Consider the following 18299-nt stretch of genomic DNA (forward strand, 5'->3'; position numbering starts at 1 on the left):
GGGGCGGGTCAGAGGCGCTCGATGGTCACCTTGGTGATCACGACGTCCTCCACGGGGCGCTCACCGTCGACCGGGACGGCCGCGATCGCGTCGACCACGGCCCGGGAGTCGGCGTCGGCGACCTGGCCGAAGATGGTGTGCCGGCGGTTCAGGTGGGCGGGGGTGCCGACGGTGATGAAGAACTGGGAACCGTTGGTGCCCGGCCCGGCATTGGCCATGGCGAGCAAGTAGGGCTTGGTGAAGTGCAGTTCGGGGTGGAACTCGTCGGCGAAGGCGTAGCCCGGGCCGCCGGCGCCGGTGCCGGTGGGGTCGCCGCCCTGGATCATGAAACCGGCGATCACCCGGTGGAACGACGTCCCGTCGTAGTACGGGCCACTGCCCGGCCCGCCGGTGCGTGGGTCGGTGTACTCCCGGGCGCCCTCGGCGAGTTCGACGAAGTTGCGGACCGTCTTCGGCGCGTGGAACTGGAACAGCTCCAGCCGGATCGGGCCCAGGGTGGTGTGCAGGGTCGCGAACAGGCCCTTGGCCATGGCGGACTCCTTTGCTCGGATGGTCAGTTGGGGGCGGGGACCGGCTCGACGGGGCCGAAGTCGCGGAAGGTGCCGCAGGTACGGCCCGTCAGCGCGGTGAGGCCGAGCACGCTCGCGGCGGTGGCCAGGACGGTGGTGCGGCGGATCATCGAGAAAGGTCTCCGGTCGAGAGGATCGGTGCCGGCATCCTGGCACACGGCGGGTTCGTGGCCGAACCGGCCTTGTGCCAGGTGACAGGTCAGGAGGGGGCGGGCAGCCGGCGGGCGCCGAGGGCGACGGACAGGGCCATCAGCAGGTAGATCACCACGGCCGCGACCGCCGGCCCCGCGATGCCGCCCCCGGAGGAGAAGCCGCCGAGCAGGGCCACGCCGACGGTGGTGCCCGAGGAGCGGCCGGCCGACATCAGGCCGCTGGCCAGGGCCGAGCGGTGCGCCGGCGCGGCGGCCATGACCAGGGTGATCTGCGGCACCGTCGCCAGGCCGAAGCCCAGGCCGATGAAGAGCAGCCCGACGCCGGTGCCGACCGGGACGCCGCTGCCCACCAGCGCCAGCAGCAGGCCGCCGACCAGGGTCAGCGCCGTCGCGATGCCCAGGACCCGCGGGGCGCCGAGCCTGGCGTGGACGCGTCCGGCGACCAGCGGCATGAGGGTGATCGGCAGGGCCGAGGGCAGGAAGCACAGCCCGGTGGTGACCGGGTCGTACCCGCGCACCTGCTGCAGGAAGACGCTGATCGAGAACACCAGCCCGTAGTAGCCCGCGAACAGGAGCAGGCCCGCCGCGACGAAGGCCCGGAAGCCCGGCGCTCGGAACAGGTCCCCGGGGATCATCGGGAAGGCGAAGGTGCGCTGGCGCACGACGAAGGCGGCCGCGGCCAGCACCGCGACGGCGGCCGCCGCCAGGGGCAACGGCCTGGTCCAACCCAGTTCCCGTCCCTCGGTCAGGGCCAGGGCCACACCGCCGAGGGCGGCGATCGCGAGCAGCTGGCCGGGGATGTCCTGGGGCTCCCTGCGCGTCTGCCGCTCGTCCCGGGGCATGTGCCGCGCCGACAGCCACAGGATGGCCAGCACGGCCGGCACGTTGACCAGGAAGATGCTGCGCCAGCCCACCGCCGCGACCAGCGCCCCGCCGAGGATCGGGCCGAAGGCGACGGGGCTGCCGCCGACCATCGCCCACACCGAGACGGCCTTGGCGCGCGCCTCCGAGTCCCGGTAGGTGTCGGTGATCATCACCAGCGTCGCAGGGGTCAGCAGGACCCCGCCGAGGCCCTGCAGGGCCCGGGCCGCGACGAGCGCGGCGCCGTCGGGGGCGAGGCCGCACAGCAGGGACGTCACGCCGAAGGCGGCGACCCCGAGGCGGAACATCCGCACCGCGCCGAAGCGGGCGACCATCGCGGCCCCGGCCAGCACCAGGCTGGCGAGGACGATCGCGTAGGCGTCGACGACCAGTTGCATCGTCGACAGGCTCGCGTGCAGGCTGGTGCGGATCGCGGGGATCGCGACGTTCACGATGCTGATGTCGATGACGATCATCGCGGTCGCCAGACTGGCCGCCGTCAGGACCCGGCGCGGTCTCGGGGACGCCCCGTCCACGTCCGGCGGGTCGATGTCGAGGCTGGTCGAGTTGGCCATGCGGCTGCCGTTTCAGGTGAGGGTGGGGTTCCGTCGATCATCGTGCCGCGAGACCCCGGCCCCGGTAAATCCCGGACGGCGCCAACTGTCCTGCGGAGCGGTCGGGTTGTCCACCTGCGTGGCGGATTGGCCCGGTTTCGGGTGGGTCGGCGGCGAGGGCGGGGCCGCGGGTTGAGAGGATCAGCCCGACAACGGGGATGAACGGGAAGGGGTGGGACCGTGATCGGCGCTGTGCTGGTCGGAATCCTGGTGGTCGTGGTCGGCGGCTGCGTGTGCGTGGTGTGGGCCGAGCGCGGCGGGCCCCGCTGGGTGCGCGTCGTGGCGTCCGCGACGCTCGCCTCGGGGGCCCTGCTGCGCCGCTTCCAGCGGAGCCGGCGCCGGAGCCTGCGGAGCGGGGACAGCGGGGGCGGCGGGGACGGGGACTGAGACGTGTCCGACGAGGAGGGGCGGCTGCGGCGCGCCTTCGCGGGGCAGTTGGACGGCAGCAACGCCGCCCGCTGGCACGAGAGGTTCGCCCGGCTGCTCGCCGAGCGCCCCCCGGGCGCTGAGCGGATGCGCCCGCCCCGGCCGCGCGGGCGGCTAGGGCGGGCGGGGCGTCAGCTCTGGGTGGAGCGGCGGCGGGAGACCGCGACCAGCGCCGCGCCCGCGGCGACGGCCGCGGCGGCGCCGCCGGCCTCCCAGCCCAGGCCGTCGGTGCCGGTGGCGGCGAGCTGGCCGGAGCGGGCGGTGGTGGTGCCGGTCGTGGTCCCGGCGGTGGTGCTGCCCGTCGTGGTGCCCGTGCTGGTGGCGCCCGTGCTGGTGCCCGTCGTGGTGGTCAGGGCGGCGGGCTGGGCGGCCGGCTGAGCGCCGGTGCCGGTCTGCGGCTCCTCGGCGGGCCGGGTCGGCTGCAGGGCGGGCTTGTTCGCGGCGGCCTCGTCCTCGGCGCGGGCGGTGAACTGGCCCTCCGCGAGGAACTTCGCGACGTCCTCGTCGGTGCCGTCCAGCGCCCGGCCGGCCGCCTCGCGCACGGCCCGGCCGCCGGCCGCCATGATCTGGGAGAGCTTCACCCGGTTGTCGTCGGCCCGCTGCTTGGGGAACTCGACCTCCAGGAAGTGCCGCACGTCGGCGGCAGTGCCGTTCAGCGCCTTCTGGGCCGCCTGACTCACACCCGGGCCGACGTTCTTGTCGGCCAGGATGACGAGGACCGCGACGCGGTCGTCCTCGGCACGGGCGGTGAACTGGCCCTCCTTCAGGAACTTCGCGACGTCCTCGTCGGTGCCGTCCAGCGCCCGGCCGGCCGCCTCGCGCACGGCCCGGCCGCCGGCCGCCATGATCTGGGAGAGCTTCACCCGGTTGTCGTCGGCCCGCTGCTTGGGGAACTCGACGTCCAGGAAGTGCCGTACATCGGCGGCGGTGCCGGCGAGGGCCTTCTGGGCCGCCTGGCGCACGCCCGGGCCGGTCTCCTTGTCCGCGAGGATGGCCTCGACCTTGGCGCGGTCCTCGTCCTCGGCGCGGGCGGTGAACTGGCCCTCCTTGAGGAAGGCCAGGAGGTCCGCGGCGGTGCCCCTCAGCGCCTGGTCGGCGGCCTTGCGCAGCGCCGGTCCGGCGCCGTCGGAGATCTGGACGACCCTCAGCCTGTTGTCGGGGACGCGGTTCTCCTCCAGCTCGACCTCCAGGAAGTGCCGCACATCGGCGGCGGTGCCGGCGAGGGCCTTCTGGGCCGCCTCGCGCACCTTGGGGCCGGTCTCCTTGTCGGCGAGGATACGCCGGACCTCGGCCCGGTCCTGCTCCTCCTGGCCCGATCCCTGGTCCTCGGCGCCCTTGGACGCGGTGTCAGGGCCGGAGACACCGGCCGGCTGGGGGTTGTCGGCGGCGGAGGCCATCGACGGGAAGAGGACGGTGGGAGCCAGAACGGCGGCCGCGACGACGGCGGACACCCGAGGCAGCTTCATCCGGTAAACCTGCTTTGTGCGGAGGGATCGTGAACGCCCGACAGCATAGATACTCTTTTACGGTTGCCATACCAAATATGCGCCGGTCCTCCATGTCTCCGGTCCCGAAGCCCGCGCGGGAGCCCGCGACGGCGGCTCAACAGCCGGTGGCCACGGGAGCGTTGCAGGCCGGCGCCACCCCTTAAGGTGGGGCGGATGAGCTTCCACGTGGTTGTCGGATACGGGCCCGCCGGGGCCGCCACCGCCCGTCTGCTGGCCGAACAGGGTCACACCGTCCGGGTCGTCACCCGGTCGGGACGCCCCGCGCAGGGCGGTCCGGCGGCGCCCGGCATCGAGCACGTGGCGCTGGACGCGGGCGATCCCGCGCGGCTGGCGGAGGCCGCGCGCGGCGCGGCGACGATCCACGGCTGCGCGGCGCCGCCGCTGGCGCAGTGGACCGCGCGGTGGCCGGCGCTGGCCTCCTCGCTGTGCGCGGCGGCCGAGTCCACCGGGGCGGTGCTGGTCATGCTCGGCAACCTCTACGGCTACGGGCCGGTCGCGGGCCCGATGACCGAGGACCTGCCGCCGGCCGCGACCGGCCCCAAGGGGCGGGTGCGGGCGGCGGTGTGGGAGCAGGCGCGGGCGCTGCACGAGGCCGGGCGGATCAGGGCGGTCGAGGTGCGGGCCTCGGACTTCTTCGGCCCCGGGGTGACGGACGGCGGGCACCTGGCCGCGCGGGTGATGCCGGGCCTGCTGAAGGGCCGGTCCGTCGCGGTGCTCGGCGCGCCGGACGCACCGCACAGCTGGACGTACCTGCCGGACGTGGCACGGGCGTTGGTCGAGGTCGCGGGCGAGGAACGGGCCTGGGGGCGGGCCTGGCACGTGCCGACGGCCCCCGCCCTGCCGGTGCGCGCGATGGTGGAGCGGCTGGCCGCGCAGGCGGGCACCGGCCCGGTCGCGGTGCGCCGGCTCTCCCCCGCCCTGCTGGGCACGGCGGCGCTGTTCTCCCCGCTGCTGCGCGAACTGCGGGAGGTCCGGTACCAGTTCGACCGGCCGTTCGTGGTGGACTCCTCCGCCTACGAGGCCGCGTTCGCGGTGCGCGCGACCCCGCTGGAGGAGCAGGTCGAGGCGACGGTGCGGTGGTGGCTCGAACGGCCGCGGGAGCGCTGACGAACGGCTCAGCGCTTGAACTCGTCAACCGCTTGAGCCCCGTCAGTGCTTGAGCGCGTTCGCGGCGCGGTAGCCGGCCGGCACGCCGTCGACGAAGACCACGTCGGCGACCATGTGACGGGTGCGCAGCGGGAGGATCTCCTGGTAGGCGGGCGAGTCGTACCAGGCGCGCAGCCGCTCGCGGTCGGGGAACGCGATGAGGATGAGGCCCGGTCCCCAGGTGCCCTCGACCGTCTCGACGGGGCTGTCGTGAATCAGGAAGCGGCCGTCGAAGGGGTCCAGGGTGGCGTCGATGCGCTGGAGGTACTCGACGATGTCGGGGCCGAACTCGACCGAGTGGACGTGGGCGAGGGCGTAGGCGGTCATCGCGGTTCTCCTGCGGGTTGGTCGGGTGTCCGTCGTCTGCGACGGTACGGCCGGCCGGGGTGGGGCCGAATCCGTCACGGATCGGCAGGGGGTACGTAGTCGGGACCGCCCCCGGTGGGTGCCGGGGGCGGCGGTGCAGGAGCAGGGTGGTCCGACGGGTGGTCAGGTCGTCGCGGCGTCCTTGGCGGGGGCCGGGCGGCCGGCGGGCGCGGCGGCGGGCGGGGCGGGGATGGTGGCGGCGACCGCGGCGGCGGCGAGGGCCACGCCGCAGCCGATCAGCAGGCCGACCCTGAAGCCGCTCTCCGACGGCAGGGCGTGGCCGCCCAGGGTGGTGGTGAGCTGGGAGAGGACCACACCCACCACGGCGGCGGAGACGGAGGTGCCGAGCGAGCGCATCAGGGTGTTGAAGCTGTTCGCGGACGCCGTCTCGGACAGCGGCACCGCGCTCATGATCAGCGCGGGCATCGCGCCGTAGGCCAGGCCCACGCCGCCGTTGCACACCAGCGTCACCACCAGCACGCCCCCGGTGGAGCCGATCAGGACCATCGAGAGCCCGTACCCGACGGCGATCGCGAGGGCGCCGGCGACCAGGGTGAACTTGGGGCCGCGGGCGGCCGACAGGCGTGCGCCCAGCGGTGAGACGGCCATCATCATCAGGCCCGAGGGTGCCATCCACAGGCCCATCGCCAGCATCGACCGGCCCAGGCCGTAGCCGGTGGCCTCGGGCAGTTGGAGCAGCTGGGGGATGATCAGCGCCTGCGCGTACATGCCGAAGCCGACCAGGACGGAGGCCGCGTTGGTCAGCAGCACCCGGGGGCGGGCGGTGACCCGCAGGTCCACCAGCGGTTCGGCGCAGCGCAGTTCCCACCGGCCCCAGGCGAGCAGCAGGACGACGGCGGCGGCGAACAGGCCGAGGGTGAGGGGAGCGGTCCAGCCCCAGTCGGCGCCCTTGGAGACGGGCAGGAGCAGGCAGATCAGGCCGGCGCCCAGGCCGGCCGCGCCGACGGGGTCGAAGCGTCCTGCGGCGGGGCGCTGGGCGGGGGCGGGGACGAGGAAGCGGATCATCGCGGCGACGACCAGGGTGAGGGCGGCGGCGCCCCAGAACAGGGCCCGCCAGCTGGCGTACTGGGCGACGGCGGCGGCGATCGGCAGGCCGAGGCCGCCGCCGATCCCCATCGAGGCGCTGACCAGGGCGATGGCGGAGCCGAGGCGTTCGGGCGGCAGGACCTCGCGCAGCAGGCTGATGCCGAGCGGGACGACGCCCATGCCCATGCCCTGCAGGCCGCGGCCGACGATCATCGGGACGGCGGCGGAGGCGAGTGCGCACAGGACCGAGCCGATGAACAGCGGTACGCAGCAGGCCAGCAGCATGCGGCGCTTGCCGAGCAGGTCGCCGAGGCGTCCGCTGATGGGGACGAAGACGGCGCCGGCGAGCAGGGTCGCGGTGATCGCCCAGGAGGCGTTGGACGGCGCGGTGTGCAGCAGGCGGGGCAGTTCGCCGATCAGGGGGGTGACCAGGGTCTGCATGATCGCGGCCACGGTGCCGGTGAAGGCGAGGGTGGCGACGATGCCGGTGGTGGACGTGCCGGTGGCGGTCGGGCCGGCGGGCTGGGGGCCGTCCATGGCGGGACTCCTCGGAGACTGGATGCGCTTGATATGTATCGTGCACATCATATGTATCGAGCACACTACATGGCCGGGTCACACCCCTTTGCCATACTGGGCAGGACCCGCGAAACCCGCAGGTCAGCGCTGCGGCGATGAGGATGAAGGGCGAGGGAGCACAGCATGGGCGAACGCACGCACCTGGTCGAGTTCGAGTACATGGTGCTCGGCCGCCACCACTACCTGAGCCAGTCCGCCGCCCGCCCGAGCGGCAGCACCCTGGAGCGCAGCGCGTACATCTTGCTCAGCCGCATCCGCATCCAGGGCCCGATGTCCATCGGCGAGCTGAGCGAGGCCTTCAACCTGGACGCCTCCACCCTCAACCGGCAGACCGCCGCCATGACGCGCGCCGGCCTGGTCGAGCGGATCGCCGACCCGGACGGCGGGATGGCCCGCAAGTTCCGCCTCACCGACGAGGGCGACCGCCGCCTGGACGAGGAGCGCGAGGCCCACGTGGCGGCCCTGGACCGGGTGATGGCCGACTGGTCCGCCCAGGACGTCACCGCCTTCGCCGCCTACCTGCGCCGTTTCAACACCGACATCGAGCACCTCGACGGCCGCCCCTGGCCCCGGCCCTGACGGGGCGGACCGCAACAGGGGGCGCGACGGGGTCCGCGGCGGGGTCCGTGACGGGGTGCCTGCTAGCATCCGCGCAGTTCGAAGCGGATGATCATCAGACAGCGGGCAGGGTGGGACCGAATGCAGGACAGCACCGGGGGCGAGCCGCGGAGCACGGAGGCGGCACAGGACGCCGGGGCACGGCGCCGCCGCAGACGCTCCGTCGGCATCGCGGCGGGGGCGGGCGTCCTCGGCGCGGCCGGGATCGGCGCCGCGCTGCTGCTCACGGGCTCGCCGGGCACCGCCCCGACGGCGCCGGACGCGGCTGTCACGTCGAGCCCCTCCCCCGCCGCGCCGCCCCCGGAAACCGCACCGGCCCCTTCGCCGCCGGCCGCCGCGCCGACGGCGCCGGAGACGGCCGAGACACCCACGGCCACGCCGGCGGAGGACGGGGCCGAGGCCGTACCCGCCACCGACCCCGAGCCGCCGGCCGCCAAGCCGACGACCCCGGTCCGCCCACGCCCGACGGCCGCCCGGGACAGGACGGTTCCATCCACCCCCGCCCCGGACAAGGCAGTTCCACCCGCCGCCGCCCCGGCGGGCACGCAGCCGCAGCCACCCACCCACACCAAGGCACCCGCCGCCGAGCCGTCCCCCGACTGGACCGTGCCGCCCAGGCCGCCCCTGCAGACCTTCAAGCCGGTGCCGACCCTGGCCCCCTGCCCTCCCCTGCAGGCCATGACCTACGACGGCCTGTGCCACCCTCTCGGCCCGGTGATCACTCTGCCCCCGGCTCAGCCGGCCGGCTGAGCCGGGCGACCGCAACCGTCGCCAACGCCAACGCGCCGACGGGGAAGGGTGGTTGGCACCCCGGGATACCCGAGACACCGGGGATGGCGGCGGCCAGGGGGCGCTGGGAGGGTGGTGGGGTGGGGTGCCGGGCGACCCCCCAGAAAACTGGGATACCGGCGACTGATCGGACGCTGACAAGCTGACGGCGGCGGGCGGCCCGGAGGGCACCCCCGTGCCACCCGGTCCGGCCGCCGCCCCCCGTCGTCTCCCCTTCCTGGAGAGCCCTGTGCGTTCGTTAGTCCGGCGTGTCGTCCTCGGCATCGCGCTCGCCCTGACCGGCCTGGTGCTGGTCCCCGGCGGCGCGGCCTCGGCCGACACCCCCTCGTCGGTCCTGTTCAACCAGAAGTCCGAGCGCTGTCCCGACGGCGTGCTGACGGGCACGCGCCTGCACCCCTGCGCGCCGGCCGACGGCCCGGGCCAGTGGGTGTTCAAGCCCGTCCCGGGCCTGCCGAGCGTCTACACCCTCAACAACACCAACGACCAGCGCTACTGCCTGACCGCCGACTACACCCCCGCCAGCGCCGGGTGCGTCGCCAACGACACCTCGCAGCAGTGGCGGGTCACACCGTGGACCGCGGCCGACAGCACGTCGAGGTACGACCTGATCGGGGTGCGGCTGCAGAACATCTCCACCTCCCAGTGCCTGGACAACACCGAGCACAGGATCGGCGGCGGCTGGCGGCTCTACATGTTCCCCTGCAACGACGGCGGGTACCAGGAGTGGGACATCTACCGCAGCACCTACGAGGCCCTGTTCGGCCGCGTCGCCACCCACAGCGGCATGACCTGGGCCACCCTTGAGCAGCGCGCCGACAACGTCGTGCACGTCGGCAACGACACCACCAGCAACGCGTACAGCGGCGACACCCCCGCCTCCGCGCAGCTGCCCGTGCTGTGCCTCAAGCAGGACGGCCGCCCCGCCCCCGCCGGCGTGCCCACCAGCGGCTACCACAGCTGGGCCGGCGGCGAGGTGAAGGCCACCATCCCCACTTCCGGCAGCCAGCTCTCCAGCCGGGCCGCCGCCGACCAGCTCTGCGCCGGCTACTTCGGCACCGGCTTCAGGATGGCCGAGTTCCACGACGGCGCGGGCTGGGGCCTGTGGGCCAACGGCACCCTGCCCGCCGGCACCCGCTTCTGGACCGCCATCAACGACCAGCCGGCCAACCCCTGGAGCTGACCCTCCGCCACGGGGGCACGGAGGGAGAGGGCGGGCGCCGCCCCCGGCGCCCGCCCTCTCCCATGCCGTGCGACTACTCCAACCCGTTCCAGTCACCTTGGTACCGCCACAACGGCTCGTCGGGGTTGGGCGGCGCCACCTCGTCCGCGTACGCGTAGCGGAGGTGTCCTGATCAGGGGTGACGTTCGAATTGGTCGTCAGCTGATTGAGCAGGTCGGCGGCACGGTAGATCGCGGAGATGCCAGCGGACGGACGAGGGTGGGCGTGCTGCCGCAGTTCACCCAGCAGGTGCCGTCGGCCCCGGGGGAGGTGCCGCTGCGGCAGCGGCCGCCACAGGCATCATTCAGCCGAAGTGCCGAACACGTCACCGCCTGGGCCGATGTGCGCGCGCCGACCCCGAGTCGGCCACCTGGTTTCCGGCGGCGCCGATCAGGCCGTGCGCTGTCCGTGGAGGAGGACGGGCAGCGAGCGGTTGGCGAGGGATTCGGTGACGCGGGAGACTTGGGAGGGCGCCATGACGTCGGGGAGTTGGCGGACGGGGACAAAGCGGGCACCGAGTAGGCCACTGCGGTGCTGGGGCGGGACGGTGAGACGGGCGTCGTCGCGGACGGTGCCGCCGTCGAAGACGAGGCTGAGGCGTTCCAGGTGGCGGTCGGCGGGGGTGAAGTCGACGGCGAGGACGTCGGTGAGGCGGCGGTTGAGGCCGGTCTCGGTGTGGAGGTGCCGGGCGGCGGCGAGGTGCGGGGGCTCGTTCGGCTTCGCGGCGCCGCCGGGCAGGATCAGCCCGTCCATGTAGTCCGGGTCGACCAGGAGGACGTCGCCGCGCCGGTTGCGCACGAGGACGAGGCAGCCGAGCCGGCACACCGGCGGCTTGGCCAGGAGGCGGGGGTCTTGCATCTGGGGTTCACTTCCTGAGAGCGGCGAGGAGCACGAGGGAGAAGCCGGCCAACCACAGCAGGCGGGCGAGGAGTTCAGTCGTCATGCGTGAGGCGCTCGTAGCGCAGCCCTTTGCGCAGCAGGTCGACGATCCGCAGGAGTTCGACGGCACGGGCCGAGCCCAGACTCACCAGGTAGCACCCGGTCAAACGGCCGTGCTCCCAGTCGACTTCGACGGACGGCAACCTCACCCCACCCAGGGCGAGGACGGTCGTCAGGTCGTCCAGGACGTCGGCAGCCTGCCGCCGCTGCTCGGCGGTCGCGCGGGAGAGCATCGAGAACATGATCACTCCCCCGGCCGCTTGTGGACCTCGAAGGCGCGCCAGGCGCTGTAGGCAACGGAGAAGGAGCTGAACCCCTTGGGCTCACCGGTCGGTTGGCTCAGCCACTCCCTGGTGACCTCGTTGCGGACCCGGTAGCACCGGGCCTCGGCGTCCCAGCGGACGCCGTAGCCGTGGAGGCGGGGAACCTGGTCATGGGGCATGAGAGAACCCTCCGCGATCGATGTTTCACGTTCTGTGCACATGGTGGCCCGGCGCCACCTAGCATCGGAAGCGAAGATGGACTTGTCTTCCAGGGCATCCACGTTGGAGTACCCATGGTGAACATCAGGGAAATCGATCCAGAGTCAAGCCGCTGGGCCCCCTTCGGAGTGCTGCTTCGCAGGTCACGACAGGCGGCCGGCCTCACCCAGGGCCAGCTTGCGAGGCGCATCGGGTGCCACCCGTCCACGATCTCGGTCGCTGAAACTGCCACGAAGCAGGTGTCGAGACGATTCGCCGAGAAGGCGGACGAAGTCCTCGGGACCCACGGCTCCCTGACGCTGATGTGGCTTCAGGCCTCCAACAGTGCCGGTCTCGCCGAGGGATTCGCCGAGTTCACCAAGCACGAGACCCAGGCCACGGAGATAAGGCTGTTCGAAATCGGCCTCATCCCAGGGTTGTTCCAGACCCGGGCCTACGCCGAGGCCGAGTTGGCCGGTGCCGTGGATCTGGGCGAGGTCACCGCCGACCAGGCCGAGGAACGTCTCAACTTCCGGATGGCCCGGCAGAAGTTCCTGGAACGCACGCCCCCGCCCCTGGTCTTCGTCGCCCTCGACGAGAGCGCCCTTCGATGGCGGCTCGGCGGTCCCGCCGTCATGACGGAACAGCTCCAGCGGCTCGAAGACCTGGCCGAAGGACTGCCGAACGTCCTGGTCCAGGTCGTCCCCTTCACCATGGGGGTCCACCGATCGTTCCGCTCAGCCGTCACGCTGCTGACCGTCGGGGACAACACCCAGCTCGGATACACCGAGACACTGCACCGGGGTTTCCTCGAACGCGATCGGGCCACTGTCGTGACGTGGCGCAGGAGATACGATCGTCTTCAGGTAGACGCGCCGCCCAGGGCCGAGTCCCTGGCCATGATCAGAAGCATCCGGAAGGAACTGGCACCATGAGCTCCCGCTTCGACCTGTCCTCTGCCCACTGGGTCAAGTCCTCCCACAGTTCCGACGGGGGTCAGTGCGTCGAGGTCGCTCCCGGCTTCACCGGCGTCATGCCCGTGCGCGACTCCAAGGACCCCCACGGCCCGGCCCTCGTCTTCCCCGCCGCCGCCTGGCAGTCCTTCGTCACCGCCGTCCGCACGGGAGAATTCGGCACCAGCTGATGTTGCTTGGGCGCCGCCGCCCCGGCCCGGGGCGGCGGCGCCTTCTCGACCCTCCCGCCGCTTCCGACGTGCATGAGAAGTCGGCCCCGCCGACTTCCTCTCCAAGGGGGACCCGACACCGCTGACAGCGGGGGCGGACGTTCCCCGGGAGGCGGCGGTGGGTGCCCGTATTGGATGGGCGGATGTCAGCTGATTCGGAGTCAGGACTGCTCGCCGGGCCGCTGGTGGACAGGCCGACCCGCACGCCCTGTCCGGCCAGGTCGGCCAGGCGGGCGTGCAGGGCGGCGTCGGTCAGGGCGGGCGCCGACCCCGGCGCCCGCCCGCTCGCCGTGGGCGTTCGCGCCCCTCGGCCCCGACGGCGGCTGCCGACACGCGCTTCGACGAACGCCCCGCCGGTCGCTACGCTCGTGGCGCACTGTGGCCGTCCCCGACCGGAAGCGGGTCCGCGCATGCTCGAGTACGACGCCACCGGGTTCCTGCGTGACGGGGTGGCGCACCGGATCGTCTCCGGGGCGCTGCACTACTTCCGCGTGCATCCGCAGCTGTGGGAGGACCGGCTGCGGCGGCTGCGGGCGCTGGGCGTCAACACCGTGGACACCTACGTGCCGTGGAACTTCCACGAGCTGCGACGCGGGGAGGTGGACTTCACCGGGTGGCGGGACGTGGCCCGCTTCGTGCGCCTGGCCGGCGACCTGGGGCTGGACGTGATCCTGCGGCCCGGGCCGTACATCTGCGCGGAGTGGGAGTTCGGCGGGCTGCCGGCCCGGCTGCTGGCCGTCGACGGGCCGCGGCTGCGCTGCGCCGACCCGGCGTACCTGGCCGAGGTGGACGGCTGGTTCGACGCGCTGGTGCCCGAGGTGCTGCCGCTGCTGGCGAGCCGGGGCGGGCCGGTGGTGGCGGTACAGGTGGAGAACGAGTACGGCAGCTACGGCGACGACGCCGCCTACCTGCGCCACCTGCGCGACGGACTGGTCCGCCGGGGCGTGGACTGCCTGCTGTTCACCGCCGACGGCGCCCAGGACACCATGCAGCAGGGCGGCGCCATCCCCGGGCACCTGGCCACCGCGACCTTCGGCTCGCGCGCCCCCGAACGGCTGGCGGTGCTGCGCCGCACCCAGACGCAGGGGCCGCTGGCGGTGATGGAGTTCTGGATCGGCTGGTTCGACCAGTGGGGTCTGCCCCACCACGTGCGCGACGCCAAGGAGAGCGCCGCCTCGCTCGCCGAACTCCTCGCCACCGGCGCCTCCGTCAACCTGTACATGGCGCACGGCGGCACCAACTTCGGCTTGTGGTCCGGCGCCAACCACTCGGGCGCCCACCCCTGCGACGCCGGGTACGAGCCCACCGTCACCAGCTACGACTACGACGCGCCGATCGGCGAGGCGGGCGAGCTGACCGAGAAGTTCCACGCGCTGCGGGAGGTCATCGGGCGCCATCTACCCCTGCCCCAGGGCGAGTTGCCCGCCGACCCACCGCGGGTGGCGCCGCAGCGGCTGGCCCGGGCCGACGGGCGGGCCGAACTGCTGGAGAGCCTGGACGCGCTGGCCGAACCGCTGGAGCGGGCGGCGCCGCTGCCGATGGAGCAGGTCGGACAGGACCGCGGGCTGATCCACTACCGCACCCGGGTGCCCGGGCCGCGCGCCGAACTCCCGCTGCGCATCGACGGGTTGGCGGACCACGCGCACGTGTTCGCCGACGGGCGCCCGCTCGGCGTCCTGGACCGCAACTCCCCCGGCGCGACGCTCCCGCTGGCCACCGGCCCGGACGGGGCCACCCTGGACATCCTGGTCGAGGCGCTCGGGCGGGTGAACTACGGCCCGCAGATGGACGACCGCAAGGGCATCACCCGCGGGGTCTCACACGGCGGCCAGCGGCTGTTCGGCTGGCAGATCCGACCGCTGCCGCTCACCGACCTGGGGCGACTGGCCTTCGAGGAGTCGGTGGCGGCGCGCGCGGGCCACCCGGCGTTCCACCGCTTCACCGCCGCCCTCGACTCCCCCGCCGACGCCTTCGTCGCCCTGCCCGGCTGGGGACGCGGCCTGCTGTGGCTCAACGGCTTCCTGCTCGGCCGCTACAGCGCCGCCGGCCCGCAGCGCACCCTCTACGCCCCCGCACCGCTGTGGCGCGCGGGCGCCAACGACCTCGTCGTCCTCGAACTCGACCACCACGGCGAGGCGGTGGAGCTGCGCGACCAGCCCGACCTCGGGCCCACCACCGCCGCGCCCAGCTCCGAGTACTGACCGGCCCGGGGGCAGTACGGGGTCAGTCCGGGGTCAGTACGGAGCCAGTCCCACCAGAACGACCACTGGTGGTTGCCGACGAGGCCTTCGGCGTAGGCGGTCAGGGTGCCGACGCCCTGGAAGACGAGGTCGGGGCAGAACGCGGTGTGCTCGGCGGCCAGCGGAAGGGCCTCGACAAGCGTGGCGGGCGGGACGGCGACGCTCAACTCCAGGGTGTCGAAGCCGACCTGGACGACCTGGGCGCCGAATCGCCGCTCCCAGTCGGCGAGCACGGCGGCGATCCTGGCGGTGTCGTCCTCGTAGTTGACCGGGCCGCTCCACCCGCAAGCGGCCAGCGCCTCGGCACCGCTGCCCGCCCGGACCAGGCCGAGGCGCGCCTCCCGTACGGACAGCAGCACATCGGCCAGGCCTCGGGCCTCGATGCCGGGGGTGCCGTCGGGGACGGCGGCGGTGGGCACCGCCGGCGGGGAAGGCGGGCGGTGCGTCAGGCCCAGGGCAGGGCGGCCCGGGTGCGCCAGTACGCCTCGGCGGGTTCGGCCAGGGCGGCGAGGGCGGCCAGGTCCTCGGGGGCGGGGTGCAGGGTGGCGGCGGTGAGGTTGGAGGCGAGCTGGTCGACGGTGGCCGCGCCGGACAGGACGAGGTCGGCCCAGGGCTGGGCGGCGGCCGCGGCCAGGGCGAGGGCATCGACGGGCGCGCCGGTGCGGGCGGCGAGGGCGCGCAGCGCGGCGGTGTCGTCCCCGGTGGCGTTGCGGCCGGCCAGGCGGCCGTTGGCCATGCCCTCCTTGACGACCACCAGCCAGCCGGCGGCGTGGGCCTCGGCCAGGGCCGGGGCGGCGGAGGGTTCCAGCAGGTTCCAAGTGGCCTGGACGGCGGCGAACAGCGGCCGGCCGTCCACGGTGACCTTCAGGGCGGCGCGGATGGTGTCCGCCTGGGCCGGGCCGCTGGTGGACAGGCCGACCCGCACGCCCTGTCCGGCCAGGTCGGCCAGGCGGGCGTGCAGGGCGGCGTCGGTCAGGGCGGGGCTGTCCGGGGTGACGGAGTGGACCAGGTAGACGTCCAGGTGCGGGCCCAGCAGCGCCCGGCTCTCGCGGACCTGGCGGTCGAACACCGCCGTCGAGTGCTCCTTGACCTCGTGCGCAGCCACCCCGGTGGCCTGCCAGCCGGCGGTGTAGGTGTAGCCCCACTTGCTGCCGACCGTCACCTGCGCCGCGGCCTCGGGGCGCTCGGCCAGCCACTGGGCGACGAACTCCTCGGCGCGGCCGTAGGAACGGGCGGTGTCGAGGTAGCGCACGCCGGCGGCGTACGCGGCGTCGAGCAGGGCGTGGGTGCGCTCGCGCAGCGCCTCGACGGTGCGTTCGGCGGGCAGGTCGGCGTCGCGGCCGAGGGTGATGTAGCCGGGCCGGCCGACGGCCGCGGTGCCCAGGCCGTAGCGCGCGATGGGCGGGCGGTCGGCGGGGGCTCCGGTGGCGGGGGCGGTCGGCATGGCGGGGTCTCCTCGGGTGGGCGGCGCTCACCTGGGACTTTATCGGGCGTGCCGCTGCGGCCGGCGGGCTACCAGGGGGTGGTGGCGCGCCGGGCCGGGGTGCCGGGCTGGGCCGGGATGCCGGTCCGGGCGGGGGCGCCGGGGTGGGCCGGGGTGCCCGTGGTCTCCGCCGGGCGGGGCGCGGGCGCGCCGAGGCCGCCGGAGGAGGAGGTGCGGACGGCCCGCGGCGCGGCGGGCAGGGCCTCGACGGGGCGGCGTGTGTCCCGGATCGGGGCGGGGGCCGGGGCGAGGGCCTGGTCGAGGCGGATGACGAAGTTGACGTAGTCCATGGCCTTGCCGGGCCAGTGGCAGTCGTTGCTGGTCACCAGGCGGCTGCGGACGCCGTCGCGTTCGGTGACGGGCCCGGGGGTGACCCGCAGGTTCGGCTGCCAGGTGCGGCCCCACAGGTGGTGTTCCAGGGCCAGCGTCCAGCTGTCCTCGTCGACTTCCAGCGTGGCGCCGACCCGGCCGGGGACCACCCGGGTGCCGTAGGGGCCGCGCACCACCGCACGCTGGTCGAAGCTCGCGTCCTTGCCGACCACCGTGATCCGCCACGCGCCGTGGAACCTGAGCATGGCCGCACTCCTGACGTCCTGGCGCGCCGTCCGGGCGGGCGCGCCTCCCTCGAAGTCAACGGCCGCCGACCGCCGCTCGGCTCAATTGCACCGGCTCCATCGCACCGGCCCGCGCCGGCCGGTCAGGCGGCGTCGGGGCGAACGGCGGGTCGGACGGGTTCGGACGGAGCGGGTTCGGGTTGGGCGGGAACGGGCTGGGCGGGAACGGCAGCGGGCGCTACCGGCGTTCGGCTGCCAGCGAGCGCAACTGCACATGGACGGTGCCCGGTTCGGTGCCGGTCACGGCGGCGACCTCGGCGGCGGGCAGGTCCAGGACCAGGTGCAGCAGGAGGACGTCCTGCTGGGGGGCGGTGAGGTGGGCGACCGGCCCGAGCGGGCGCGGGCCGGCCAGGGCGCAGACGCGGCGGCGGACCGCCTGCCAGGCGCAGGCCGCCGGGCTGGCGGTGGCCAGGGCGTCGAGCCACTGGCCGCTGAGGTCCTCGAAGGCGCCCTGGACGGCCAGCGGGGCGTCGGCCGGGGTGAGCAGCAGGGCGGCGTAGTCCAGGTAGTGGCGCAGGTGGAGGTCGTACAGCGCCCACAGGCCCAGGGCCGACCCGGTGGCGGTGCCGGCGGTGACGGTGGTCGGCTGTCGTGGTGGTGTCGGCATGGTGGGTTCCCGGGGTGGCGCGGGTGGGTGCTGGTCCGCGGACGGGGGCGCCGGTGGCGCGTCCCCGTCCGCGGACCCGGTCACACGAGCACCGGCGGGCTGTCGCCGGTGCCGTCGCGGCCCGCCGCGGCGGGGTGGCCGGGGTGCCCGGCGTCCTCGGCGCGGTCGGCGGCCAGGCTGTTGCGCAGGGTCACCCACAGCCTGAACAGGATGTCCGTCGAGGTGCCGCTGCTGGAGGACCGCATGGCCCGGGTGAACTCCCGTTGGTACGTACGGGAGTTCACCGGTGCCGGGAGGCGGGCGTTGTTCGTCCGCTCCCAGGCGGCCGCCCACAGCTCGCGGCGGGCCTCCTTGACCCCGCAGACCTCCAGGTAGGTGACGAACACGGTCCTGCGCAGCGGGGCCTCGCCCTTGAGGACCAGCGCCAGGGTGCTGGAGGGCAGGCGCCCTCCCCTGGCCCGGGCCCGGCGGTCCAGCTCCTCCAGGGAGGGCCAGTCGGCCTTGCGCCGCATCTCGTGCATCGCCCGGCGCAGGTCGGCGAGGGAGTCGACCTGCTCGGGGTTGAGGCGCCGGGGCGCTCGGCGCTGGGTCCCGGAGGCCCGGGGTACGTGGGCCCAGTAGTTGGCGTGGGTCCACTTGCGGCGGGCCGTCTTGAGGTCGCCGTCGCAGGCCCGGGTGAGGGCCTCGACGACCTCCCAGCTCGGCATGGTCCGGCCGCTGGTGGCCCGTTGCAGGGTGGTCGAGTGGTAGTTGGTCCGGGTGGCGAGCTGACGGTAGGTCAGTCCGGCCCGGTCACGCTGCTCGCGCAGCCACGCGGCGAGCCGGCCCAGGGCCGGCTCGGTCGCCGCGATCGGTTTCTCGTGGCGTCCCATCGGCGG

At 74.2% G+C, this 18299-nt stretch carries 21 protein-coding genes and 1 pseudogene; 8 read left to right on the forward strand and 14 right to left on the reverse strand.

Going from position 1 to position 18299, the window contains the following annotated elements; all coding sequences use genetic code 11:
• Nucleotides 1–8: 8 nt before the first annotated feature.
• The 3 genes from ACIOJE_RS12890 to ACIOJE_RS12900 form a co-directional block, all read right to left on the reverse strand.
• Nucleotides 9–530, reverse strand: coding sequence for a peptidylprolyl isomerase (locus ACIOJE_RS12890; RefSeq protein WP_280677437.1), 522 nt, complete (start codon nucleotides 528–530; stop codon nucleotides 9–11).
• Nucleotides 531–553: 23 nt separating this feature from the next.
• Entirely contained in the window at nucleotides 554–679 is a 126-nt protein-coding gene (locus ACIOJE_RS12895) for a hypothetical protein (protein ID WP_280677439.1), read from the reverse strand.
• Between the two features lie 89 nt (nucleotides 680–768).
• Complete coding sequence (locus ACIOJE_RS12900; RefSeq protein ID WP_400775707.1) at nucleotides 769–2157, reverse strand: MFS transporter; 1389 nt, start codon at nucleotides 2155–2157, stop codon at nucleotides 769–771.
• A 219-nt stretch (nucleotides 2158–2376) separates the two neighbouring features.
• Between ACIOJE_RS12900 and ACIOJE_RS12905 the strand changes: the two genes are divergently transcribed.
• Nucleotides 2377–2583 carry a hypothetical protein gene (locus ACIOJE_RS12905; RefSeq protein ID WP_400775710.1) on the forward strand — a complete coding sequence of 69 codons (207 nt, stop codon included), beginning with the start codon at nucleotides 2377–2379 and terminating at the stop codon, nucleotides 2581–2583.
• 170 nt (nucleotides 2584–2753) lie between these two features.
• Here ACIOJE_RS12905 and ACIOJE_RS12910 read toward each other — a convergent pair whose 3' ends face one another.
• The gene (locus ACIOJE_RS12910; RefSeq protein WP_400775713.1) at nucleotides 2754–4088 is read right to left on the reverse strand and encodes an ALF repeat-containing protein; all 1335 of its coding nucleotides are present in this window, start codon (nucleotides 4086–4088) and stop codon (nucleotides 2754–2756) included.
• Between the two features lie 195 nt (nucleotides 4089–4283).
• Here ACIOJE_RS12910 and ACIOJE_RS12915 point away from each other — a divergent pair, with 195 nt between their 5' ends.
• Entirely contained in the window at nucleotides 4284–5237 is a 954-nt protein-coding gene (locus ACIOJE_RS12915) for an NAD-dependent epimerase/dehydratase family protein (RefSeq protein ID WP_280677447.1), read from the forward strand.
• Between the two features lie 42 nt (nucleotides 5238–5279).
• On the opposite strand, the gene ACIOJE_RS12920 is transcribed toward ACIOJE_RS12915, so the two are convergent.
• Both ACIOJE_RS12920 and ACIOJE_RS12925 read right to left on the reverse strand, forming a co-directional pair.
• The gene (locus ACIOJE_RS12920) at nucleotides 5280–5603 is read right to left on the reverse strand and encodes a DUF1330 domain-containing protein (RefSeq protein ID WP_280677449.1); all 324 of its coding nucleotides are present in this window, start codon (nucleotides 5601–5603) and stop codon (nucleotides 5280–5282) included.
• Between the two features lie 162 nt (nucleotides 5604–5765).
• Entirely contained in the window at nucleotides 5766–7226 is a 1461-nt protein-coding gene (locus ACIOJE_RS12925) for an MFS transporter (RefSeq protein ID WP_400775714.1), read from the reverse strand.
• A 165-nt stretch (nucleotides 7227–7391) separates the two neighbouring features.
• Here ACIOJE_RS12925 and ACIOJE_RS12930 point away from each other — a divergent pair, with 165 nt between their 5' ends.
• From ACIOJE_RS12930 to ACIOJE_RS12940, 3 genes are all read left to right on the forward strand, one after another.
• Nucleotides 7392–7847, forward strand: a complete 456-nt coding sequence (locus tag ACIOJE_RS12930; protein ID WP_280677453.1) for a MarR family winged helix-turn-helix transcriptional regulator — start codon at nucleotides 7392–7394, stop codon at nucleotides 7845–7847.
• A 120-nt stretch (nucleotides 7848–7967) separates the two neighbouring features.
• A complete protein-coding gene (locus ACIOJE_RS12935; protein ID WP_400775716.1) occupies nucleotides 7968–8636 on the forward strand; it encodes a hypothetical protein in 669 nt (222 codons plus the stop codon).
• 268 nt (nucleotides 8637–8904) lie between these two features.
• Complete coding sequence (locus tag ACIOJE_RS12940) at nucleotides 8905–9855, forward strand: hypothetical protein (protein ID WP_400775719.1); 951 nt, start codon at nucleotides 8905–8907, stop codon at nucleotides 9853–9855.
• Between the two features lie 429 nt (nucleotides 9856–10284).
• On the opposite strand, the gene ACIOJE_RS12945 is transcribed toward ACIOJE_RS12940, so the two are convergent.
• The 3 genes from ACIOJE_RS12945 to ACIOJE_RS12955 form a co-directional block, all read right to left on the reverse strand.
• Nucleotides 10285–10752 (reverse strand): NUDIX domain-containing protein, encoded by a 468-nt coding sequence (locus ACIOJE_RS12945; RefSeq protein ID WP_400775721.1) that lies wholly within the window; start codon nucleotides 10750–10752, stop codon nucleotides 10285–10287.
• 74 nt (nucleotides 10753–10826) lie between these two features.
• On the reverse strand, nucleotides 10827–11075 hold the full coding sequence (locus ACIOJE_RS12950) for a hypothetical protein (RefSeq protein WP_400775723.1): 249 nt from the start codon (nucleotides 11073–11075) through the stop codon (nucleotides 10827–10829).
• Nucleotides 11076–11077: 2 nt separating this feature from the next.
• A complete protein-coding gene (locus ACIOJE_RS12955; RefSeq protein WP_400775725.1) occupies nucleotides 11078–11275 on the reverse strand; it encodes a hypothetical protein in 198 nt (65 codons plus the stop codon).
• Nucleotides 11276–11389: 114 nt separating this feature from the next.
• On the opposite strand from ACIOJE_RS12955, the gene ACIOJE_RS12960 reads away from it, so the two are divergent.
• From ACIOJE_RS12960 to ACIOJE_RS12970, 3 genes are all read left to right on the forward strand, one after another.
• Entirely contained in the window at nucleotides 11390–12229 is an 840-nt protein-coding gene (locus ACIOJE_RS12960) for a helix-turn-helix transcriptional regulator (RefSeq protein WP_400775728.1), read from the forward strand.
• Entirely contained in the window at nucleotides 12226–12438 is a 213-nt protein-coding gene (locus ACIOJE_RS12965) for a DUF397 domain-containing protein (protein WP_400775730.1), read from the forward strand. Before ACIOJE_RS12960 ends, ACIOJE_RS12965 begins: the two co-directional genes overlap by 4 nt.
• 449 nt (nucleotides 12439–12887) lie before the next feature.
• A complete protein-coding gene (locus ACIOJE_RS12970) occupies nucleotides 12888–14678 on the forward strand; it encodes a beta-galactosidase family protein (protein ID WP_400775733.1) in 1791 nt (596 codons plus the stop codon).
• A gap of 59 nt (nucleotides 14679–14737) precedes the next feature.
• On the opposite strand, the pseudogene ACIOJE_RS12975 reads toward ACIOJE_RS12970, so the two are convergent.
• From ACIOJE_RS12975 to ACIOJE_RS12995, 5 genes and pseudogenes are all read right to left on the reverse strand, one after another.
• Nucleotides 14738–15136 (reverse strand): annotated as a pseudogene (locus ACIOJE_RS12975) (DUF4253 domain-containing protein); the annotation flags it as partial.
• Nucleotides 15137–15162: 26 nt separating this feature from the next.
• The gene (locus ACIOJE_RS12980) at nucleotides 15163–16161 is read right to left on the reverse strand and encodes an aldo/keto reductase (RefSeq protein ID WP_400775735.1); all 999 of its coding nucleotides are present in this window, start codon (nucleotides 16159–16161) and stop codon (nucleotides 15163–15165) included.
• Between the two features lie 68 nt (nucleotides 16162–16229).
• Nucleotides 16230–16775 carry a hypothetical protein gene (locus ACIOJE_RS12985; protein ID WP_400775738.1) on the reverse strand — a complete coding sequence of 182 codons (546 nt, stop codon included), beginning with the start codon at nucleotides 16773–16775 and terminating at the stop codon, nucleotides 16230–16232.
• A 217-nt stretch (nucleotides 16776–16992) separates the two neighbouring features.
• Nucleotides 16993–17421, reverse strand: a complete 429-nt coding sequence (locus tag ACIOJE_RS12990) for a sigma factor-like helix-turn-helix DNA-binding protein (RefSeq protein WP_400775741.1) — start codon at nucleotides 17419–17421, stop codon at nucleotides 16993–16995.
• Between the two features lie 80 nt (nucleotides 17422–17501).
• Nucleotides 17502–18293 (reverse strand): helix-turn-helix transcriptional regulator, encoded by a 792-nt coding sequence (locus ACIOJE_RS12995; RefSeq protein ID WP_280677475.1) that lies wholly within the window; start codon nucleotides 18291–18293, stop codon nucleotides 17502–17504.
• Between the last annotated feature and the right edge of the window lie 6 nt (nucleotides 18294–18299).

Source organism: Kitasatospora sp. NPDC087861, assembly GCF_044742585.1.
Lineage (GTDB): Bacteria > Actinomycetota > Actinomycetes > Streptomycetales > Streptomycetaceae > Kitasatospora.

What these genes read in the sequence shown, in the direction of transcription:
- ACIOJE_RS12890 (WP_280677437.1), bottom strand. Translation starts at nt 530, where the DNA reads ATGGCCAAGGGCCTGTTCGCGACCCTGCACACCACCCTGGGCCCGATC.
- ACIOJE_RS12895 (WP_280677439.1), bottom strand. Translation starts at nt 679, where the DNA reads ATGATCCGCCGCACCACCGTCCTGGCCACCGCCGCGAGCGTGCTCGGC.
- ACIOJE_RS12900 (WP_400775707.1), bottom strand. Translation starts at nt 2,157, where the DNA reads ATGGCCAACTCGACCAGCCTCGACATCGACCCGCCGGACGTGGACGGG.
- ACIOJE_RS12910 (WP_400775713.1), bottom strand. Translation starts at nt 4,088, where the DNA reads ATGAAGCTGCCTCGGGTGTCCGCCGTCGTCGCGGCCGCCGTTCTGGCT.
- ACIOJE_RS12915 (WP_280677447.1), top strand. Translation starts at nt 4,284, where the DNA reads ATGAGCTTCCACGTGGTTGTCGGATACGGGCCCGCCGGGGCCGCCACC.
- ACIOJE_RS12920 (WP_280677449.1), bottom strand. Translation starts at nt 5,603, where the DNA reads ATGACCGCCTACGCCCTCGCCCACGTCCACTCGGTCGAGTTCGGCCCC.
- ACIOJE_RS12925 (WP_400775714.1), bottom strand. Translation starts at nt 7,226, where the DNA reads ATGGACGGCCCCCAGCCCGCCGGCCCGACCGCCACCGGCACGTCCACC.
- ACIOJE_RS12930 (WP_280677453.1), top strand. Translation starts at nt 7,392, where the DNA reads ATGGGCGAACGCACGCACCTGGTCGAGTTCGAGTACATGGTGCTCGGC.
- ACIOJE_RS12935 (WP_400775716.1), top strand. Translation starts at nt 7,968, where the DNA reads ATGCAGGACAGCACCGGGGGCGAGCCGCGGAGCACGGAGGCGGCACAG.
- ACIOJE_RS12945 (WP_400775721.1), bottom strand. Translation starts at nt 10,752, where the DNA reads ATGCAAGACCCCCGCCTCCTGGCCAAGCCGCCGGTGTGCCGGCTCGGC.
- ACIOJE_RS12950 (WP_400775723.1), bottom strand. Translation starts at nt 11,075, where the DNA reads ATGTTCTCGATGCTCTCCCGCGCGACCGCCGAGCAGCGGCGGCAGGCT.
- ACIOJE_RS12955 (WP_400775725.1), bottom strand. Translation starts at nt 11,275, where the DNA reads ATGCCCCATGACCAGGTTCCCCGCCTCCACGGCTACGGCGTCCGCTGG.
- ACIOJE_RS12960 (WP_400775728.1), top strand. Translation starts at nt 11,390, where the DNA reads ATGGTGAACATCAGGGAAATCGATCCAGAGTCAAGCCGCTGGGCCCCC.
- ACIOJE_RS12965 (WP_400775730.1), top strand. Translation starts at nt 12,226, where the DNA reads ATGAGCTCCCGCTTCGACCTGTCCTCTGCCCACTGGGTCAAGTCCTCC.
- ACIOJE_RS12970 (WP_400775733.1), top strand. Translation starts at nt 12,888, where the DNA reads ATGCTCGAGTACGACGCCACCGGGTTCCTGCGTGACGGGGTGGCGCAC.
- ACIOJE_RS12980 (WP_400775735.1), bottom strand. Translation starts at nt 16,161, where the DNA reads ATGCCGACCGCCCCCGCCACCGGAGCCCCCGCCGACCGCCCGCCCATC.
- ACIOJE_RS12985 (WP_400775738.1), bottom strand. Translation starts at nt 16,775, where the DNA reads ATGCTCAGGTTCCACGGCGCGTGGCGGATCACGGTGGTCGGCAAGGAC.
- ACIOJE_RS12990 (WP_400775741.1), bottom strand. Translation starts at nt 17,421, where the DNA reads ATGCCGACACCACCACGACAGCCGACCACCGTCACCGCCGGCACCGCC.
- ACIOJE_RS12995 (WP_280677475.1), bottom strand. Translation starts at nt 18,293, where the DNA reads ATGGGACGCCACGAGAAACCGATCGCGGCGACCGAGCCGGCCCTGGGC.